This is a genomic window from Cohnella yongneupensis, assembly GCF_042655785.1.
Lineage (GTDB): Bacteria > Bacillota > Bacilli > Paenibacillales > Paenibacillaceae > Cohnella > Cohnella yongneupensis.
On the sequence record NZ_JBHSNC010000057.1, the window covers coordinates 414,897 to 433,133 of the forward strand.

At 47.8% G+C, this 18,237-nt stretch carries 22 protein-coding genes and 1 riboswitch; of the genes, 20 read left to right on the forward strand and 2 right to left on the reverse strand.

The genetic code is table 11. The features are described 5' to 3' along the window. Positions 1 to 75 precede the first annotated feature (75 nt). From ACFPQ4_RS23325 to ACFPQ4_RS23350, 6 genes are all read left to right on the forward strand, one after another. Positions 76 to 363, forward strand: coding sequence for a stage VI sporulation protein F (locus tag ACFPQ4_RS23325; RefSeq protein ID WP_378114319.1), 288 nt, complete (start codon positions 76 to 78; stop codon positions 361 to 363). Between the two features lie 62 nt (positions 364 to 425). Beyond that, positions 426 to 539, forward strand: a riboswitch (TPP riboswitch). A 113-nt stretch (positions 540 to 652) separates the two neighbouring features. Then, on the forward strand, positions 653 to 1,681 hold the full coding sequence (locus ACFPQ4_RS23330; RefSeq protein ID WP_378114320.1) for an ABC transporter substrate-binding protein: 1,029 nt from the start codon (positions 653 to 655) through the stop codon (positions 1,679 to 1,681). Positions 1,682 to 1,705: 24 nt separating this feature from the next. Continuing rightward, a complete protein-coding gene (locus tag ACFPQ4_RS23335; protein WP_378114321.1) occupies positions 1,706 to 2,008 on the forward strand; it encodes a thiamine-binding protein in 303 nt (100 codons plus the stop codon). Then, on the forward strand, positions 1,998 to 2,783 hold the full coding sequence (locus ACFPQ4_RS23340; protein ID WP_378114322.1) for an ABC transporter permease: 786 nt from the start codon (positions 1,998 to 2,000) through the stop codon (positions 2,781 to 2,783). The genes ACFPQ4_RS23335 and ACFPQ4_RS23340 overlap by 11 nt, the downstream gene beginning before the upstream one ends. Beyond that, positions 2,780 to 3,568 (forward strand): ABC transporter ATP-binding protein, encoded by a 789-nt coding sequence (locus ACFPQ4_RS23345; RefSeq protein WP_378114323.1) that lies wholly within the window; start codon positions 2,780 to 2,782, stop codon positions 3,566 to 3,568. Before ACFPQ4_RS23340 ends, ACFPQ4_RS23345 begins: the two co-directional genes overlap by 4 nt. Before the next feature lie 165 nt (positions 3,569 to 3,733). Continuing rightward, on the forward strand, positions 3,734 to 4,282 hold the full coding sequence (locus tag ACFPQ4_RS23350) for a hypothetical protein (protein WP_378114324.1): 549 nt from the start codon (positions 3,734 to 3,736) through the stop codon (positions 4,280 to 4,282). A gap of 417 nt (positions 4,283 to 4,699) precedes the next feature. Here the strand turns inward: ACFPQ4_RS23350 and ACFPQ4_RS23355 are convergent, their stop codons facing one another. Both ACFPQ4_RS23355 and ACFPQ4_RS23360 read right to left on the reverse strand, forming a co-directional pair. Next, positions 4,700 to 5,098 carry a hypothetical protein gene (locus ACFPQ4_RS23355; protein WP_378114325.1) on the reverse strand — a complete coding sequence of 133 codons (399 nt, stop codon included), beginning with the start codon at positions 5,096 to 5,098 and terminating at the stop codon, positions 4,700 to 4,702. Next, the gene (locus ACFPQ4_RS23360; RefSeq protein WP_378114326.1) at positions 5,050 to 5,262 is read right to left on the reverse strand and encodes a zinc-ribbon domain-containing protein; all 213 of its coding nucleotides are present in this window, start codon (positions 5,260 to 5,262) and stop codon (positions 5,050 to 5,052) included. The genes ACFPQ4_RS23355 and ACFPQ4_RS23360 overlap by 49 nt, the downstream gene beginning before the upstream one ends. Positions 5,263 to 5,802: 540 nt before the next feature. Between ACFPQ4_RS23360 and ACFPQ4_RS23365 the strand changes: the two genes are divergently transcribed. The 14 genes from ACFPQ4_RS23365 (at position 5,803) to ACFPQ4_RS23430 (ending at position 18,233) form a co-directional block, all read left to right on the forward strand. Then, a complete protein-coding gene (locus ACFPQ4_RS23365) occupies positions 5,803 to 6,126 on the forward strand; it encodes a hypothetical protein (protein WP_378114327.1) in 324 nt (107 codons plus the stop codon). Positions 6,127 to 6,339: 213 nt separating this feature from the next. Then, positions 6,340 to 6,750 (forward strand): hypothetical protein, encoded by a 411-nt coding sequence (locus tag ACFPQ4_RS23370; RefSeq protein WP_378114328.1) that lies wholly within the window; start codon positions 6,340 to 6,342, stop codon positions 6,748 to 6,750. Beyond that, on the forward strand, positions 6,747 to 7,043 hold the full coding sequence (locus ACFPQ4_RS23375; RefSeq protein ID WP_378114330.1) for a hypothetical protein: 297 nt from the start codon (positions 6,747 to 6,749) through the stop codon (positions 7,041 to 7,043). The genes ACFPQ4_RS23370 and ACFPQ4_RS23375 overlap by 4 nt, the downstream gene beginning before the upstream one ends. A gap of 805 nt (positions 7,044 to 7,848) precedes the next feature. Further along, the gene (locus ACFPQ4_RS23380) at positions 7,849 to 8,325 is read left to right on the forward strand and encodes a sigma factor-like helix-turn-helix DNA-binding protein (RefSeq protein ID WP_378114331.1); all 477 of its coding nucleotides are present in this window, start codon (positions 7,849 to 7,851) and stop codon (positions 8,323 to 8,325) included. A gap of 696 nt (positions 8,326 to 9,021) precedes the next feature. Beyond that, positions 9,022 to 9,258 carry a hypothetical protein gene (locus tag ACFPQ4_RS23385; RefSeq protein ID WP_378114332.1) on the forward strand — a complete coding sequence of 79 codons (237 nt, stop codon included), beginning with the start codon at positions 9,022 to 9,024 and terminating at the stop codon, positions 9,256 to 9,258. Positions 9,259 to 9,294: 36 nt separating this feature from the next. Further along, complete coding sequence (locus ACFPQ4_RS23390; RefSeq protein WP_378114333.1) at positions 9,295 to 10,050, forward strand: DUF5022 domain-containing protein; 756 nt, start codon at positions 9,295 to 9,297, stop codon at positions 10,048 to 10,050. A gap of 149 nt (positions 10,051 to 10,199) precedes the next feature. Then, positions 10,200 to 10,679, forward strand: a complete 480-nt coding sequence (locus ACFPQ4_RS23395; protein WP_378114334.1) for a hypothetical protein — start codon at positions 10,200 to 10,202, stop codon at positions 10,677 to 10,679. 600 nt (positions 10,680 to 11,279) lie between these two features. Beyond that, on the forward strand, positions 11,280 to 11,357 hold the full coding sequence (locus ACFPQ4_RS23400; RefSeq protein ID WP_378114523.1) for a hypothetical protein: 78 nt from the start codon (positions 11,280 to 11,282) through the stop codon (positions 11,355 to 11,357). A 352-nt stretch (positions 11,358 to 11,709) separates the two neighbouring features. Continuing rightward, the gene (locus ACFPQ4_RS23405) at positions 11,710 to 12,675 is read left to right on the forward strand and encodes a hypothetical protein (protein WP_378114335.1); all 966 of its coding nucleotides are present in this window, start codon (positions 11,710 to 11,712) and stop codon (positions 12,673 to 12,675) included. 162 nt (positions 12,676 to 12,837) lie between these two features. Then, entirely contained in the window at positions 12,838 to 13,344 is a 507-nt protein-coding gene (locus tag ACFPQ4_RS23410; protein ID WP_378114336.1) for a phage terminase small subunit P27 family, read from the forward strand. After that, positions 13,344 to 15,080, forward strand: a complete 1,737-nt coding sequence (locus ACFPQ4_RS23415) for a terminase large subunit (RefSeq protein ID WP_378114337.1) — start codon at positions 13,344 to 13,346, stop codon at positions 15,078 to 15,080. The genes ACFPQ4_RS23410 and ACFPQ4_RS23415 overlap by 1 nt, the downstream gene beginning before the upstream one ends. Positions 15,081 to 15,114: 34 nt before the next feature. Next, positions 15,115 to 16,440, forward strand: a complete 1,326-nt coding sequence (locus ACFPQ4_RS23420) for a phage portal protein (protein WP_378114524.1) — start codon at positions 15,115 to 15,117, stop codon at positions 16,438 to 16,440. Beyond that, entirely contained in the window at positions 16,373 to 16,999 is a 627-nt protein-coding gene (locus ACFPQ4_RS23425; protein WP_378114338.1) for an HK97 family phage prohead protease, read from the forward strand. The genes ACFPQ4_RS23420 and ACFPQ4_RS23425 overlap by 68 nt, the downstream gene beginning before the upstream one ends. A gap of 46 nt (positions 17,000 to 17,045) precedes the next feature. Then, on the forward strand, positions 17,046 to 18,233 hold the full coding sequence (locus tag ACFPQ4_RS23430; protein ID WP_378114339.1) for a phage major capsid protein: 1,188 nt from the start codon (positions 17,046 to 17,048) through the stop codon (positions 18,231 to 18,233). Positions 18,234 to 18,237: the final 4 nt, after the last annotated feature.

An 18,237-nucleotide genomic window follows, 5' to 3' on the forward strand; every position in this document is an offset into this window, starting at 1 on the left:
GTTTTTTTGTCATGATCCGCCAACGGTCGGCATAAGATGAACGGAATAGCTGCCGAAAGGGGGCATTACCGAGCAATGAGCTGGCAGAAATACGGCATCCGGCCGGAATTCGTGGAACGCGTGAAAACGAAAATGAAAAATCCGGCTATCAAAGAGCGGATTAAAGCGCAACTGGAAGGCGTTACGAAATACGATTTGCAAGATCGCGTCAAAGTTCGCAGATGGGTTAAATCGTTCGCCCGCATTCTTAACGAGCCGCTTACGGACGCGCTGGAGGAACAATTGATCAGTTTCGTCATTTCGCAGAAAATCGACCCCAACAATCCGCTCCATCTGATCAAGCTATGGGCGATGTTCCGATAAAGCATAGACAGATCGCGTTCCTTTGCTATAATAAGGGAGATAGTCGCAGGCAATAATAATCAAATAAGCCCCGGGGGAGCTGGAGCAAGGCCGGCTGAGAGTGCATCCCAATGTCGATGCAGACCCTTATACCTGATCTGGTTAGTACCAGCGTAGGAAGGTGGGAGCATGACGGATTCGTCCGTCGTGCCATACGTCTTTGCATACAAGACGCCCTCCGGAATCGGGGGGCGTTATTTATATTATTAGGCCTCCGTCTACGAAAGAAAGTCGAGAGAGGGAGAGAAACATGTTAGGAACAAGCAAAAGATGGACAAGGTTCGGCGTTGTCGCGATCGCGGGAACGGTGTTGCTGGCGGGATGCGGCAACAATAACAGCAACGAGGCATCGGGCGACAATAGCGGGGCGCCAAGCGGCGAGCTGCAGAAGGTGACGCTGGTGCTAGACTGGACGCCAAACACGAACCATACCGGGCTGTACGTCGCGCAAGAACAAGGGTTATGGAAAAAGCACGGACTGGACGTCGAGATCATCCAGCCGCCGGAAGCGGGAGCAAGCGCGCTCGTCGCGGGCGGGACCGCGGAATTCGGCATCGGTGCGCAAGAGAGCATGATCCTCGCCCGGGAGCAAGGATTGCCGCTCGTCTCGATCGCGCCGATCATTCAGCACAATACGTCCGGCTTCGCTTCGCCGGTCGATCGTAATATCAAGGAGCCTAAAGACTTCGAAGGCAAAACGTACGGCGGATGGGGTTCTCCGGCGGAGGAAGCGGTTATCGGTTCGATGATGAACGTGCAAGGCGCCGACGTTAAGAAGGTAAACTTCGTTGCCGCGGGATCGGCGGACTTCTTCACGGCGGTGAAGAAGGGGATCGACTTCGAGTGGATTTTCTACGGCTGGGACGGCATTCAGGCGGAGCTGCGCAAAGAACCGGTCAATATGGTGTACTTGACCGATTACAGCAAGCAACTGGACTATTACACGCCGCTGATCCTTACCAACGAGAAGTTGATCAAGGAAAAACCCGAAGTCGTGCGCGAGTTTCTGGCTGGTGCATCGGAAGGCTATCAATTCGCGATCGACCATCCGGATGAATCGGCGGATATTCTTATCAAAGCGGTGCCGGAAATCAATGCCGAGCTAGTCAAAGCCAGCCAAAAGTGGCTCAGTCCGAAATACAAAGACGACGCGCCTCGGTGGGGCGAGCAGAAGCGGGAAGTATGGTCGGGATACGGCGATTGGCTGAAGCAAAACAAATTGCTAGATAAAGACTTGGATTACGACGCGATGTTCACGACCGAGTTTCTGCCTAAATAATCGAACCTAAGGAGCTGTTACGATATGGCGCAAGCGCTGCTAAGCATTCAAATTTCCCCGAAGGTCAACGGGGGCGAGGACGTAATCCCGTACGTGGACCGGGCGATTTCGATCATTAAGGAATCGGGCGTTACGTATCGCGTCGGGCCGATGGAAACGACGATGGAAGGCGATCTAGACACGCTCATCGACATCGTGAAGCGGATGAACGACGCGATGTTCGAGATGGGCAGCCCTCAAGTGTTATCCCATATTAAGCTGGCAATCAACAAAGCGGGGGAAGCTTCGATCGCCCGTCAGTTGAAGAAGTATCCGGATGGGCAATAAAACGTTACGAGCGATCGGTCTGCCGGTCGCGACGCTCGTCGTCTTCATCGGAATCTGGCAATTGTACTGTTATTTATCCGGAATCGAAGAGTTCACGCTCCCCGCGCCATCGGATATCGCCGCTCGAATGGCCGACGATCGCGCGCTGCTGTGGATGCATTTTACGGCCACGTTAAAGCTGTCGCTTATGGGGCTAAGCTTGGGGCTAGCGATCGGCGTGCTGCTGGCTGGCATCATTCACACGGTGCCATTAATGCGCGAAGCGGTCGCGCCGTTGCTCGTCATCTCGCAGAACGTGCCGTTGATCGCGCTCGGACCGTTGTTGATGATATGGTACGGCTTCGGTCTTACGCCTAAGCTGATCCTGCTCGTTATCGTCTGCTTCTTCCCGGTGACGCTGTCGATGCTGACGGGGCTGGGGCAAGCGGAGCCGCATTTGCGCGAATATTTAGGCATGATCGGCGCATCCCGCTGGGAACGATTGAAGCGATTGGAATTCCCGGCATCGCTACCGTACTTGTTTTCGGGATTGAAAATCGCGGCCACGTACGTCGTAACTTCGGCGATTGTCGCGGAATGGCTTGGGGCGAACAAAGGGATCGGCTACTACTTACAGCTAAAGTTTCATGGATTCGATACTCCTGCTGTATTCGGATCGATCGTCTGCATCGTTACGCTGAGCTTGGCGTTTTTCGGCTCGGTAGCTCTGCTGGAACGTCTTGTCATCCGGTGGCGTCCGCGCGATCGCCAGGGTTGGAAGGCGGTGTCTAAATGAGCGGATTGCATGCGGGCAACAACGCTTCTTACAAGCTCGAGGTGGATGGTCTCGCGAAAGCTTATTCGCGCGGCAAAGAACGGTTCCCCGTGTTGGACGGTTTGTCGCTGAACGTACGAGCCGGAGAATTCGTCACGCTGATCGGTCCGTCGGGCAGCGGTAAATCGACGTTATTCCGATTGATCGGCGGCGTCGAACAACCCGACGGAGGACAGGTGTTAATCGATGGAGCGGAAGTGACCGGCAAAAGCGGTCTCATCAGCTATATGCCTCAGCAGGCGGCGCTTTTTCCGTGGTTGACCGTATCCGGTAATATCTCTTCCGCGCTCGTCACTTCAGGCGCATCCAAGCGCGATGCGAAGCGTCTTGCGGCGGTGTGGCTGGAGAAGATCGGAATGGGCAAAGTCGCGGGCGAATTCCCGCACGTGCTGTCTGGCGGCATGCAGCAGCGCGTCTCGTTCCTTCGCGCGCTCCTGATGAAACGCGATTTGATGTGTCTCGACGAGCCGTTCGCCGCGCTCGACGCATTGACGCGGGCGGACATGCAGAAGTGGTTGCTCGAACTGTGGGAGTCGGATCGTCGCTCCGTCTTGTTCATCACGCATAGCATCGAAGAGGCGCTTTTGCTCTCCGACCGGATCTATGTGCTATCATCCGCGCCTGCGCGCGTCGTTCGGGAAATCGTCGTCCCGTTCGAACGGCCAAGACGGGCGGACGTGTGGACGGAGCCCGCGTTCGTGGCGTTGAAGCAGGAAGTGCTCGCCTTGCTGGAAGGACGCGAGTAATTTAGTAGCCCCGCTTGGCCAGTTGGCTGAGCGGGGTTATTTATTTTAACAACTCTTTAACGATTTACGGTTTGGAAAATGCAGGAATTCAACATCGTTTGCAGAACGTATTAGGATGGCAAAAGTCGAATTCGTAGTTTGTAGACAGCGTAGAGGAGTTAAGGGATGAAGAAGAGTTGGCTAATCGTCATAATGGGAGTAATCGTTTTGTTGGCGGGCTGCGGTGGAAATGATTTCAAACCGAATGCTTTCTCGAAAGCGGACGCCTGCATCGTGAAAAGCGATAGCCATTCGAAAAAAGTTTGTTATGGGGACACGAGGACGAAAGCGGAGAAAGTGCTCGGCGATGGCGAGGAATTCGTAGGCGAATACTATGAATACGAGAACGGAGTAGTCATCGGTTACCGTAAAAACAAAGTCGTTGCGATCTCGTTAAGAGAGGAATCCGAAGGCGAGTACAGCACGGCGCGAGGTGCGGAAGCCGGAATGGAAGAGAAAGCCATAAAGCGACTCTATGGCGCGAAATCGGTTAATGGAAATACCGAATACGGGTTAACTTACTACATCGATATGGACAAGTGGGAACCGATCGTTACCGAGAGGCCGAGTAAAGCCGACCAAGACATTCTAATAATAAGCACGCAAACGAACGATGACGAAGAGACGGACAATATTTGGATCGGGGATTTGGCTTTCGCTATTATGCAAATGTAGATTAATAGAAGCCTCGTAGTCGGAGAGATCCGACGCGAGGCTTATTATTTTCTATCCGAGAGGGAGTTTGCAAATAAAAAAAGCAATGTCAGTGGACATCTGCTTCGTTATCTTCCTTATTCGGTTCATTCGGTTGTTCGTAGGGCTCGCGGTCTTCATCGTAATACACCAGGACTTCACCTCCATGTTCTAGTCTATGTGAAAAGTATGAAGCGGGAGTTTAACAATTGTAAACGGAGAGTCAAATGATGACGAAAGGCGCGAGAGGCAGCTGTCTTTGTGCTCGAGCCGTCGCCAGTTCGCGTTATTTTGAATAGAAGATATCAATCGGACTAGCTGTCGCAGGCGCGTACAGTAACGCCAATAATTAAATAGATTATGGTAAAAAAGAAGAGCCCATGATGGGCTCGGCTTATCTTACTTTTCTGCTTCCAATTTATCAAAATACTCATCGATTCTTTTTTCATCGACTTCATAGTTTACTCTATCGACGACGTACTGATCTTCATAATAAGAAACCGTTGTCTCGAAGAATAAGAAAACAGGAGCTAGTGTATCATCATTAGCGTTATGTTGTTCGTAGGCGTCAACGCGACCTTTGACCTTAACTGTGCCAGATGTATCACCGTGTTCTTCGACTATAGTTACAACATCCGTAAGTTTGAACTTACTTAAAAAGGGATGAAGCGTTAATTGAGTGTGATTTATTTCTTTTTCTACGGCTTCGACGGCTTTTTTGATAGAGCTACCGTCTGAATCTCTCAATACTAAAAACGCGGCCACGGATCCGATAATGAGTGCCAAAACGATCGGCAAGATAATAAACATCTTACTTTTTTATTTACTGGCTTTTTCGGTGGTGAGATGGTGGCTGATTTCTGAGCCGTAACGTTCTCCGCTAATTGAGATCCGCAGGTCGGACAAAAGTTTGTTATCACATCAATTTTAGTGCCGCAGTTGGTGCAAAAGTTGAGCGCCATTAAGTATTTTCCCCTCGGTGTTAGGATTGTGTAAATTTAAACTCTCATTTTACTACAGGAGCACTAATTTGGCGATAAGTGGAACTTGAAGTATGAGCTTGCTACATAAAAAGAAGAGAATGAGGATTAACCTCGATGCTCTTGTCCATAAGGCTTTATAAACAAAAAGTCGAGCCCCGTCTCGCGAAGTGGGTAGTGATTCTTTCTCGCTGCCCGGATGGGAATTTGAACTTAGTGGATATGGGGAAAGAGAATGTGCAATTTACAATCTTGAAGAAGATGTAATTAACTTTATTAAGTCCGGAGCAGAGTTAGAGATCTGTGATGATTCAAGTTTTGAAATTGAATAGTTAGGAGTGAAACAAGAATTAGAGTTTTCTGTATTAAATATACATTGATCATTTCACTAACAGGAAATGAAAGAGGAGTTGCGTAGAGCAACTCCTCTTTCATTTGTAAAAGTAACGGTCAGGGTTGGAGTAGTTAATCATTATAAATGAATAGCAATTACTAATTACATCAGCCGAATCGGCAAATGACTTGGTAGATGCGATCAAACTGGTATCCATCACATCGGATATCGACGAAGTATTTTTCATGGTATCGCCGACGGATATCAAACTATTCGGTAAGGGTGAAACTGGACGGACGGAAGATCTTGTTTCAATAGATCAGTTCGGCGGTGAGCCGGTTCGCTTCGTATGCCGCGGCAAATTCCTCATTGATGCGATCAAATCCGTAAACGCGAACGCGGTAAGTATCTGGTACGAAAGTGAAGGAAAACCGCTGCTGATCTCTAGCGATAGCGACGATGGGAAGTTCCTAGTCGGTATGTTGAGGGTAAGGGAGGATCAATGGGCATGATCGACCAAGTACAAATCGAAATGGAAATCGTTGAAGACTGCTTGATCCTCCCAGTTGAGCGGGAAACGAGCAAGGCGATCAGTGAATAATGTCAGCATATTCAGTGGAGTTTTTGACTCAGACCCAGTGGCGCATTAGGCAGGGATGGATGCGGTCTTATTCTGCGAACGCCTCGAGGTCGGGTAACTAACTTTCGAGATGGAGGGGATAACAATGCCTGAAGTATTAATTCGGTTCTGGCACAAACAGGACAAGTCGTTCATCAATCTCCATGCAATGGGGTGGCGTTTCGATCCATCGAACGGACAAGTCTACATCGACGGAATGAATGTCACGGATCGGGTTGAGATCGTCCCCTATACCGGGGTCCACGACGACGAAACGAACACTCGCTTGTTCGTAGGATCTATCATCGAGTTCGTAGAGAACGATATCCACGTTGTCGGAAGTGTCGAGATCGAAGGAGGCCGTCTGCTGCTCGCGTCTAACGACTACGACGACGGTTATGCATGGTTGCAAGATGCGATCGAGAACGATGGAGATCATTTTTGGATACAGGGTTCACGGTATTTGGGCAATCGGTTCGAGAACCCCAAACTCCTTACTGGAGGTAAAGCAGAATGAAGCTTACAACAAAACAAATTGATCACCTCATGAGCTGGTATGAATGTCTGGCTAATGCAAATCCAGACAGCATCGACCCGGAGGATAAAGAACTTTACGAACTTCTGAAGAAGCAGGGGCAAAGCATTTCAGTCGAAACGTATCCAACATCCGAAGACATCAAGAATATGCTGATCTATGAGGCGCCAACTCCTGTGTGTACGGTTGTCGATCACTATACCGCGGTGCTGTTGGATCTGGAGAAGGTTAAGGCGGAGCGGGACAGGATGATTACTGTGAAATTGATCAGATAAGCGAGCGAGCAGCTGATTGTATCGACTCTGGTGATTATCACGACTCATTCGGAGCTGGTCGGGCGTTAGAGGACATCAAAATAACTGCGCTAGCGCTAATTGCTGAACCTCTGCGAAAGGGGAAACGCCCTAATACATGATCGGAGAACTCGTACCAACTAACCGCTACATCCTCTATGTCAACAGAGCCGACATGGGAACAATCTACGTCAAAGACTTGGGCAAATACATGAATCAATACTGGCCGGGAATTAAGTACGAATTATCTCCCGATAACATTAGCGTTGTGATCCAAGCAACTATATGCGAGCTAGTAGAGATAAAGGAACATCGAGTCAAAGCATTCATTGTACCCGATTAGGAGGGACAAGCCATCGAACGGAAACATGACGTAAAGCCAAAGTTGCCGTTCAGAGCAACAGGTTATTTTCCCATGAAAGGCTTAAAGACCGTATACGCATCAACGCCGAATAGTACAGCGACTAAGATGCAGAATTAACTACAGAAGCTAGAGACTTCGGCTCCATTACACGGCAGCGTATCCATATACCGTCGCATGATAAGAAGAACCGATCGAGAGCAAGGTTGGAAGCTCGTCAGAACGATTGACTATAGAGACGGCACGCCTTTGACAATATACCATGACTATCTTCTAGTAGACCAAGAATGGGCGGGATGGGATTACTGGCCGAATGGGAAGAACGAAGAGGAATTCAAATACCAACAAGACAAACTCAATGAGGTACCGGTATACAAGTAAACCTGTGGAGCGGGACAGCCTGAATGAGATAAGGGGAAGCGGGAGGTGGTTGCCATAACATGGGTCAAGGCATTAATCAAAGACTATCATAAGAGCCGCAGTATAATGATCAAGTACCGCGACTCGCTTGACCCAGATGCCGAGTGGCAAGAGGTCAGGTTGGTGAATGAGACAATCGCAGGCATGAATTACGCAATCGAATGGATGCGGTCAGGAAGGCAGCCCAATACTAGTCGCGGCATTGACATCAGGGATGCATATAAGCGGTCGATCTTGATGGACATGGACTTACTCCCGTCGACGCCGCCGGAGCAGGAGCAGGAGCAGCGGATCACGACCGAGCAGAAGCAAGCGGCAGTTAAAGTTCTAATGAAGTTGTCTCCGCGCGAGCTAGAATGCTACCTGCTTCATAAGTCAAACGGTCTGAGCTTAGCGGATATCGGAAAGGAATTGAAACTATCAAAACGGGTTGTTCAACAATACGTTGATCGAGCGAAAGCCAAAGTGGCACAAGCGATTTGAGCATTTATGACGTACGATTGACGTACGAAGTGGCATTAGTAAATAGGGGGATAATTTCAACGCCGGGCGCGAAAACATCCGCAACCAATGAATTCCGGAATGATCGATTCTATCCTAGTTGTATAACTCCGAGATGTAGGTTGTCAGTATATTGTGTGCAAACATATCCTGACGGTCGGACCTGGGAAGCTTGAAAAATCAAGCTTCCTTTTTATGATTCAATATTTATTAGGTAAAGACTTGCATAAGAACTAGCAACAAGCTTAATGGTAAGGAAAGATGCTATTTCATGAAAGATAAAGGTGTGATACATCAATAATTTTTTAGTCAGAATGAAGGAACATAATGAAGTCCAAAGCGTGTATATAAGAGATGCATACTAAACGGACACCGAAAACAACCGGCATTCGTGTATATTATCAATCATCATTGTTGCTCATATAGCAGTTTTCGACACTTTCATCTATATAAAATGACTTATCAGAAAAAAACAAACACTTTAAAGTATAAAAACACATGTAATTTTTGCATACAAATAATAAATTGGTTCATAGTCAGTAATATTTTCCTCTGACTGTAAAAAAAAGATTTCCTTAGGAGATTGGGTGATGCAAACAATGTAGAAATTGTTCACGAAAGTAGCACAGGTTTATTAGAAACAAGAACGATTAATATGACTGAAGGAGAGTTGTTATAATGAAAAAATTGACTATGTTATTTTTAATCTTATGTATTGTGTTAACTGTCGTTCCTGGGATTTCTTCGGCGAGCGTAGAGAAGGGGGGGAAATCTCTAAAAGGCCAGATTAAAGTTAGCCCAATTGGACATGGAGAATATGTTATCAAGAAAGGCTCCGGGGAAAAAGCAACTTTAATCGACGGTCAAACAGTGTACCAACTAGATAACGGTACATACCTGTCATATATCAATTAAACAACACTAGTTGAAGTTGAAAAAATTACGCTGCAGTTGACTGACAAAAGTACAATTGAAAATATTTTTTCAACATATGATTTATCCGACGCTGTAAAAGAAGACATCCGAAAGCGCTCTGTTCAAGCAATTGCTCTCGGAAATTCATCGGCAGCCGTCACAATATATACTACTTCCACTGCTCAACCACAGGGCGGAATTAGTACATTTGCAATGCAGACAAGATATTACAGCTATAATAACAGAAACATAAAGGAAGATTTGATTTATTTCACGACTCTAGAAACTGGTTTTCAAACGGTAGCAAGTGGAACTACTGCTGACGATTATGCTAAAGCAATATTCGATTTAGGCACAATTGCAGCAACACGTTCGGGAAATGTACTCCTAGGAGCCGCGGTCTCATTGTTTACTGATGCAGTATCTGCTTTTCAAGCATTCAGTACTTTATGTAGTTGTTCAGCTCAGACGATTACAGGATCAGTCTCTGACCTTGTACAAATTAATGTTAGATACGATATTAATACGAAATACACTTATGTAGAATCTGGAGGTCAATACGTACTTGGAGCAATAACAGAAAGAGGGTATATTCATTTAGTCAATACTTATGAGTATCATGTAGTTAACGGCTCGGGCAAATCTGTTTCTACAACACAGTACGTCTTCAAGTCATATGAAACTCCAAATGATGCAACTGCAGCGGCTAAAGCAATAATATGGGTGGGAGATCCTTGGGTTGAATCTTTAAAAACAAAAGTCAATGGCACTAGCGTATATCTTGACTACTAGAATTGATTTTTAAGATTATAAGTGGGGTGGTAATGGCTTTGCCATTACTTTCCTCATTTGTGTCGATATCACGACTCGGGATTAAGTGAGGAGGGTAAATTATTAATATTAAATTTCTTAATTTTATTGTGTGGAGTCAATACGTTCTAGTGCCAATATTGTTCATAATTATTATTTACTTTCTAGTAAAAAAGAAACCAGTAAGGCATATTGCTATCGGATCGGTCTTACTAATCGGCATACTTGCATCACTAGTTGTATTTTATTTTCCGAAACATTTGAATCTTCCAGATTATAATCAGTTAAATTTCACAATAATTAGAAATGGCCAAACATTGAAAGTTTCTAATAAGGAACAAATAATGGAGATGCGTGATTTATTAGATAAATATCAATTTAGAAGAACCACTATGAAAACATTAATGGGTGTTACTCCTTCACCAGCCATCAATAATATTAATATTTTTATTGAAGGGAATGATTTTTCCAATCTATTATATATTAGTTTGGATAATGCTAATAATTCATATTTACAGAAGTATGAACAATACTACTCAATACTCAACGTGAGAAAATTTGTCGTAGAGGTAGAGCAATTCACAACTCGAGTTTTGAATGGAACGAAATAATATTTTATATGTAGATTACGGCTTTTTCACGATCGGACGGCGGAACTTTGAACCCAATCAAAGTTCCGCTTATGAATGAGATATAAGTAACCGAAGCCGCCAGACTTAGCGGTTTTTTTTATTCAGAATTACAATAATACGATCTACCAGCATAATTGCCTTAAATAATCGTAACCGTAGTTGTGCTGACGTATGACACAAACATAGGGCAGCGGAGGTACCTCTGGAACCTCAGAATGCCTGCGGTTGAGGGTAAAGTAAATGAAGTACTGTAATAGGTGCTTTTTATTCTGGAGTTAATACTATGACGAACAAGCCATTACGACCATGTGCTAGAGTCGGATGCGTCGAGCTGGCGAGAGATCGATACTGCACCAATCATACGGATCAGCGCCAGGTAGAGATACGATATTATGATCAGTATATCCGTGATAAGCAATCAACTGCGTTTTACCATTCGACTGAGTGGAGGCTTGCACGAGAGCAGGCACTATCGCGTGATCATGGACTTTGCCAGGGCTGCCTGAAGAGCGAACAGATAATGGTCGCTGATGTCGTTGACCATATCAAGCCGATTCGATTGTTCTGGGCTTTGCGCTAGTGCTGAGCAATCTGCGATCGCTTTGTCATGCGTGCCATAACCGCAAGACGGCAGAGGACAAGAGACGGTACGAATAAATCAGGCCGGTCGAGTGGCTTAGAGAGGGCAGGGGGCGGTCAAAAAATTTCAGAATGCCATTTGGAAAGACCGCCGCCCCGTTTTACTCGAAGAAAATTCCCCGCTGGATTTTCCTGTTTTTTGATCTTCGGTCTGTTAAGTATTGTTGTTGATTCTAATTAAGCTAACGGACAAGATAATTTAAGATGATTTGCACAGAACCGTATCACAAATAGTAGTGAAGAGGAGTATCAAGCTATATGATTCGAAGGGATGGTTATAAGGGAGTACTTACAAAATTATTGACGTGCCATTCTAAGATATATATTCTTACTAATAGTGAAAAATATTCCCTAGAGGAGGAAGAAATAAATGATTTCTAAGCCTGTAAACATAAAAATTCTAGTATTATTTTTACTAATATTCACGCTTGTAATACCCACAGCAGTAGGAAGTGCTGCAGTTAATGCAAAGAAAGAATCCGCAACGTATGTGGCGGCAGTTTCTAAGCTTGTCAAGTATGAGCAGACGGCTTTGGAGTTATACGAAAAGTATCAAACACCGTCAGCATCAACGCGCAAAGCAGCTGATCTAGCTTTTACGAAATCAATTGTTCCTAACTACCAAAAATTCGTATCAGGCTTAAAGGCAATTAAATCCCCTACTACTCCTGAATTATTAAAATTACATAAAATGGGTGTTAATGCAGCTGCTAAACAATTGAATGCGCTAATTAATATGAATAATGCTATACATAAAAATCCAATGGATAAAACATCACTTGCTAACGCGAAAAAAACGCTCAGTACAACTATACCTGACATGAAGAAATGGGCAAACAATCTAGGTATCTATAACAAGAAATTAGCTTCTTCGTCCTCTGACAACAGCCAGTTAGTTACCACTTTACCCCTAACGGTGGACGCAGATGAGGTAGTCGACCTTCTCCGTACCAATGCCTATATGGTTATTCAGTCTTTTGCTGAAGCAATTAAAAGCGGAGATACAAAAAAAATGGATGATCTGCTCAAGAAAATGATAAATCCTGAAGCAAATGATGGTAATGGTATGGACCTAAATCAAAGTCTCAAGATGATGGACACAAAAGTCTCCAAATATATAGCTAATTATGACACGGATGAATTGAATAAATGGTTAAACGCTATATTGAATTCGAAGGCTTTGGAGTTGGTACCTCATAAACCTTTTATCAGTGACGATTCTTTATCTATCACATTCCATTTCGAACTTCCTGATTATAATATAGGTCCTTTTGTTTATATAAATATGCTCAAAAAAGATGGTGTCTTTGTTATTAACGCTATATGGGCAAATTAGTTTCTGTTAAGGTGTGGAGTACAAACAATGAGATTTCGGCGTTACATATTGAGCATTGAGCTAACGGGGAACGATAATCCTACTAAGAGGCAGTTTTCTTTTACTGGAGAATCAATAATCAGAATAACCAAGGTTTGATTTTTTGGGAGAGGGGGGCTGACGATGGCCAGCAAACGGCAACCTACGAATCTGCTCTTATTGAAGGGCAATAAACATCTCACGAAAGTGGAGATCGAGGATCGGCTGGACAGCGAAGTCAAGGCAAAGGCTGACAACGTCAAGCCTCCGAGCTATCTCTCGAAGAAGCTTAAAACTGAATTTGTGGAAATCGCAAACGAGCTACTGCGCATTGAGTTGATGTCCAATTTGGACACTGACGCGCTAGCTCGTTTTTTGTTATCGCGGGAGCAATATGTCCGCATTACGAACGCTCTACGGACGACGTCGATTATGGTGGTTGCTGAAACGAATTCTGGTAAGAAGGGTAAGGTATCCAACGAGTCATATGGTGGGCTCCTTCTCAACCAAGACAAGCTGTTCAAACAATGCCGCCAGGCTGCTTCCGATCTCGGATTGACAATAAGTTCTCGTTGCCGACTTGTCGTCCCGAAGAAGCCGGAAGATAAGCCGAAGTCAAAAGATGAGCAAATGTTCGGGGATGCATTGTAATGCGTGAAGCCGATCAACTGATTGAGTCGATGGTCCAGTATGCCGAGGATGTCGCGGACGGACGGGTACGGGCGTGCCGGAAACACCGGCGAGCCTGTGAGCGGTTCCTAAGCGATATCCAGCGGAGCGAGGAAGAAGGTTACCCATTCTTCTTCGACGTCGATGAGCTTTACCGGTTCTATCGTTGGTCGCGGCTGTTCAAGCACACGAAAGGCGTGCTCACCGGCCAGCCGATCGAGCTTACGCCGTTCCAGCTCTTTGTCGTGGGCAACATTTTCTGCTGGAAGCGGAAATCGAGTGGGCTTCGCCGATTCCGCAAAGCTTACATCCAACTGGCGCGGAAGAACGCGAAATCGCAATTGCTTGCACTGATCGCAAGCTACGAGGCATTCATCTCGCCGGAACAGTCCGAGGTATACATCGCGGGTTGGGGACGGGAGCAGTCTAGCATCGTTTACGAGGAGATCCTCTCGCAGATTCGCGCGGTCGAGATGCTCAAGGGCAAGTACACCGACTCTTACGGCCGCATCCGGCACCTGAAGAGCGGCAGCGTCATTCAACCGCTGTCGAAAGAGGCGCTGAAGACGGGAGACGGCAAGAACCCGAGTCTCGCGGTCGTTGACGAGTTCCACGTTCACGAGACAAGCGAGATTTACGATGTGCTGATCTCCGGCATGGTCGCACGGGCGAATCCGCTGATCGTCATCATTACGACGGCCGGATTTGATATGAGCAAGCCGTGTTTTACGGAATATCAGTACGTCAGCAATATATTGGACGAGGATTCGATGATCGAAAACGACGAATATTTCGTGATAATTTGTGAGCTCGACCCGGAAGATGACATAAAGGACGAACAGAATTGGGCGAAAGCCAACCCGATCGTCGCGACTTACGATGAGGGACTCGCATTCTTGCGGAGCGAGCTGAAAGCAGCGCTCGATGTACCGGAGAAAATGCGGAACTTTTTGACCAAAAACATGAATCTGTGGGTCGACCAGAAGGAAAACGGCTACATGCCGATGAACGATTGGCGTGAATGCGGACTCGCGGAACGCGGGAAGCGCGGCGAGAACGGTAAAATCGACCTTGAGCTTCGCGATTGTTACGTCGGCATCGACTTGTCAAAGAAAATTGACTTGACCAGCGTCGCGGGGATCATCCCGCTTGGCGATGGTCGTTTTTATGTTTGGCAACATTCGTTCATTCCGGCGGATACACTCGCGGCTAAGCGAAAAACGGACAAATTTGACTACGATCTGTGCGTAAAAGAGGGCCGGCTAACCGTTACGCCCGGCGCAGTCGTCGATTATCGGTTTATCCAGGCGCATCTCAAAAAGATCGCCGAGGATAATCTCTGGAACATCAAAGAGATCTGTTATGACCCGTATAACGCGACGCAATTCGCGCAGGAAATGGAGTCGGATGGATTCGTGATGGTCGAGATCCGGCAAGGCGTTAAAACACTGTCCGAACCGACGAAATTCGTCCGCGAACTGGCGCTTTCGCGCAGGGTAATTCACGATGATGACCGTTTGCTTACGTGGGCAGTCGGAAATGCGGTCACGCGGCAGGACCACAACGAAAATATCCAGCTGGACAAGGACAAATCGACTAACCGGATCGATCCGATCGCTGCGCTCATTAACGCGGCCGTTCGCGCGATGACGCTCGCCGGGGAAACGGACGTATCCGAATTCTCGGATAGCGAGTTCCTAGGTCGTCTGTGGGGTTGAACTTCGAGAAGGAGGGGGTGCAGATGTGAAGATCATGGATATGGCTCGCCGAATGGTCGGCCTGCCGGAGAAGCGCGAGTCGCTCGAGCTCAACGTAGACGACAAGCGTCTGATGGAACTGCTTGGCGTCGATGTCGGAGATGTGAACGTTCGCGGGAAGAATGCGCTTAAGATTGACGTCGTTCACGCGTGCGTGCGGATTCGTTCGGAGTCCGTTGCAAAGCTGCCGCTCAAGGTGTACCAGGAGGATGAGTCCGGCGTCCAGAAGGCGACGCGCCATCCCGTCTATCAGCTCCTGAAATTGCGTCCGAACCAGTACATGTCTGCCTTCGATTTTTGGAAATGCGTCGAGGCGCAGAACTGCATGTACGGTAATGCGTACGTCTCGATCGAATTCGATAAGCGAAATGGTGCGGTGATCGGTCTTTGGCCGCTCGATGCGAGTAAGGTCAAGGTTGTCGTAGACGACGATTCAGGGCTAAGTAACATCGCCCAACCGCGGACAAGGCTCTGGTACGTTGTCGACCTCGGGCATGAAAAGCGGAAGCTTGCGCCGGACGAGGTCTTGCACTTCAAAGGTGGCATCACACTCGATGGGCTGGTAGGCATCCCGCCGCTCGATTACCTTCGGGCGACGATTGAGAACGCCGCGGCTGCGACAAAGTTTATCAACAATTTCTTCAAGCAGGGCTTGCAGGTCAAGGGGCTTATCCAGTACGTCGGGGATCTCAATGAGCCGGCGAAGAAGAACTTCCGAGAGAAGTTCGAGGAGATGTCATCCGGATTGAAAAACAGCCATCGAATTGCACTAATGCCGGTCGGGTATCAGTTCACGCCAATGAGCCTCTCGATGGCCGACGCACAGTTCCTAGAGAACACCCAGATGACGATCCGCGCGATCGCAACCGCGTTCGGGATCAAGATGCATCAGATCAATGATCTGGCCCGGGCGACGCATTCCAACGTCGCAGAGCAACAGAAAGAGTTTTATACCGAGACGCTCCAGTCGTCACTCACCATGTATGAGCAGGAATCGACGTTTAAACTGCTGCTCGACTGGGAGATCACCGAAGGTTTCTACCTCCGATTCAACGTTGATGCGATCCTTCGTGGTGATTTAAAGAGTCGATATGAGGCTTATCGCATTGGCGTACAAGGCGGGTTCTTGTCGCCAAACGAGGCGCGAGCGAAAGAAGAGCTGTCGCCGAAAGATGGCGGGGATCAGTTGCTAGTAAACGGCAGCTATGTGCCGATCACGGAGGCCGGCAAGGCTTACGCTTTGAAGGGAGGTGATGGAACTGGAAAAGGAGAAAAGGACGACCCAGACGAAGGAGATCCGGGCGCTTCCGGTAAAGCTTGAGATTCGCGCTAGTGAAGGCGACGAAGGCAAGCGGACCATCACCGGATCGATTAAGTACGATACGAACAGCGCTGATATGGAGGATTGGTACGGCGACACCTGGGTGGAACAGATTGCCTCTGGCGCGTTCTCCGAAAGTTTGAAGACGCGCGGCGTCGTCGGGCTATGGAGTCATGATACGAGCCAAGTGCTCGGGAATACCAAATCCGGCACACTTCGGATTGATGATGGTAAAACCGAACTCCGCTTTGAGCTCGATATCCCGGATACTACGGTAGGTAACGACGCTTGGTCACTTATCCAACGTGGCGATGTGGACGGCGTGAGCTTTGGGATGCGGGTCACGAAAGACAAGTGGTCGAGCGAGAAGCGCGGCGAGCAGAAGATTTACAAGCGTTCAATATTGAACGCCGAGCTTTTTGAGATTAGCCCGGTTGCGTTCCCGGCTTACCCGAGTAACGAGGTCTTGGTCCGATCGCTCGACGACTTTAAAGCTGATGAGCAGCGCGCTTCGGATCATTATGAAAAAGAAAAGATGCTCCTAGAGCTTGATCTATAAGATCGGCTCTTTTTGTTTGACCAAATAAACCCATGAGGTGATCGAATTGACCAAAGAATTGCGCGCACTGCTTTCCAGACTGGACGGCATGAAGCAAGAAGTTCGAACAATGTTGGCTGAGGACAAGACGCAAGAAGCGAAAGACAAGATGGCCGAGGTTCGTGCGCTACAGGAGAGAGTCGATCTGCAACGCGAATTCGAGGAGAGCGAAGCTCGCGGGCTCGGTGGCAAAGAACTGAACGATGACGGTAACGTCGAAGAGCGCGATGTCAAGCAGCTAGAGCAGGAGTACACTGGGCTCGTTTTGCGTGCTATCCGCCGTCAAGGGATCTCCCAAGAGCAACGGAGTGTCATCTCCGAGTATGAGCGTCGCGCGATCATGAATGGCGGAAATACGAACCCCGTGGTCGCAGACGGCGACGTCGGCATCATCTTGCCTCAAGACATTCAAACCGGAATCAATGGATTGATGCGAGATTGGAACGACCTCAGCGCCTATGTAACGTTCGAGAACGTTTCGGCACTCTCCGGCACTCGTGTGCTCGAAACCGACGCTAACATGACGCCTTTCGCGGACATGGACGAATACGGCACGATCCCAGAAACAGACAATCCGAAGTTCACGCCGATTTCGTACAAGGTGAAAAAACGCGCCGGCTATTTGCCGATCACGAACGAGTTGCTGGCTGACAGCGACGCCAACCTGATCGGATACATCTCGAACTGGATCGCACGCAAGGCGGCACATACACGGAATACGCATATCGTGTCTGCGCTCAAGTCTCTGACGCCTTCCGCTCTGGCAAACATCGCTGCCATCAATAAAACGTTGAATGTGACGCTTGATCCTGCAATCAGTCGCTCAGCGGTCATTCTGACTAACCAAGACGGCTACGATTGGCTTGACAATCAAGTCGACGGCAACGGTCGCCCGATTTTGAGCGACGACTTCACGCAAGCAGGTCGCAAGCTGTTCAAGGGCCGCCCGATCGCCGTTGTCGCAAATCGCAATCTGCCGAGTGTAACTGGTTCTCCGAACAAAGCGCCTCTGTTCATCGGCAACCTGAAGCAATTCCTGGTGCTGTTCAATCGCCGCTTCTTCGAACTGGCTAGCACGCGCGAAGGTGGCGACGCTTGGAGACGCGACACGACGGAGTTGCGCACGATCATGCGTGATGACTACGTCAAATGGGACCCAGCATCGACGGTATACGGCCAGTTGACGCTCTCTTAATCAG

What these genes read in the sequence shown, in the direction of transcription:
- ACFPQ4_RS23425 (WP_378114338.1), top strand. Translation starts at nt 16,373, where the DNA reads ATGGAACTGGAAAAGGAGAAAAGGACGACCCAGACGAAGGAGATCCGG.
- ACFPQ4_RS23385 (WP_378114332.1), top strand. Translation starts at nt 9,022, where the DNA reads ATGAAAAAATTGACTATGTTATTTTTAATCTTATGTATTGTGTTAACT.
- ACFPQ4_RS23330 (WP_378114320.1), top strand. Translation starts at nt 653, where the DNA reads ATGTTAGGAACAAGCAAAAGATGGACAAGGTTCGGCGTTGTCGCGATC.
- ACFPQ4_RS23415 (WP_378114337.1), top strand. Translation starts at nt 13,344, where the DNA reads ATGCGTGAAGCCGATCAACTGATTGAGTCGATGGTCCAGTATGCCGAG.
- ACFPQ4_RS23340 (WP_378114322.1), top strand. Translation starts at nt 1,998, where the DNA reads ATGGGCAATAAAACGTTACGAGCGATCGGTCTGCCGGTCGCGACGCTC.
- ACFPQ4_RS23405 (WP_378114335.1), top strand. Translation starts at nt 11,710, where the DNA reads ATGATTTCTAAGCCTGTAAACATAAAAATTCTAGTATTATTTTTACTA.
- ACFPQ4_RS23350 (WP_378114324.1), top strand. Translation starts at nt 3,734, where the DNA reads ATGAAGAAGAGTTGGCTAATCGTCATAATGGGAGTAATCGTTTTGTTG.
- ACFPQ4_RS23375 (WP_378114330.1), top strand. Translation starts at nt 6,747, where the DNA reads ATGAAGCTTACAACAAAACAAATTGATCACCTCATGAGCTGGTATGAA.
- ACFPQ4_RS23325 (WP_378114319.1), top strand. Translation starts at nt 76, where the DNA reads ATGAGCTGGCAGAAATACGGCATCCGGCCGGAATTCGTGGAACGCGTG.
- ACFPQ4_RS23370 (WP_378114328.1), top strand. Translation starts at nt 6,340, where the DNA reads ATGCCTGAAGTATTAATTCGGTTCTGGCACAAACAGGACAAGTCGTTC.
- ACFPQ4_RS23335 (WP_378114321.1), top strand. Translation starts at nt 1,706, where the DNA reads ATGGCGCAAGCGCTGCTAAGCATTCAAATTTCCCCGAAGGTCAACGGG.
- ACFPQ4_RS23410 (WP_378114336.1), top strand. Translation starts at nt 12,838, where the DNA reads ATGGCCAGCAAACGGCAACCTACGAATCTGCTCTTATTGAAGGGCAAT.
- ACFPQ4_RS23360 (WP_378114326.1), bottom strand. Translation starts at nt 5,262, where the DNA reads ATGGCGCTCAACTTTTGCACCAACTGCGGCACTAAAATTGATGTGATA.
- ACFPQ4_RS23420 (WP_378114524.1), top strand. Translation starts at nt 15,115, where the DNA reads ATGGATATGGCTCGCCGAATGGTCGGCCTGCCGGAGAAGCGCGAGTCG.
- ACFPQ4_RS23345 (WP_378114323.1), top strand. Translation starts at nt 2,780, where the DNA reads ATGAGCGGATTGCATGCGGGCAACAACGCTTCTTACAAGCTCGAGGTG.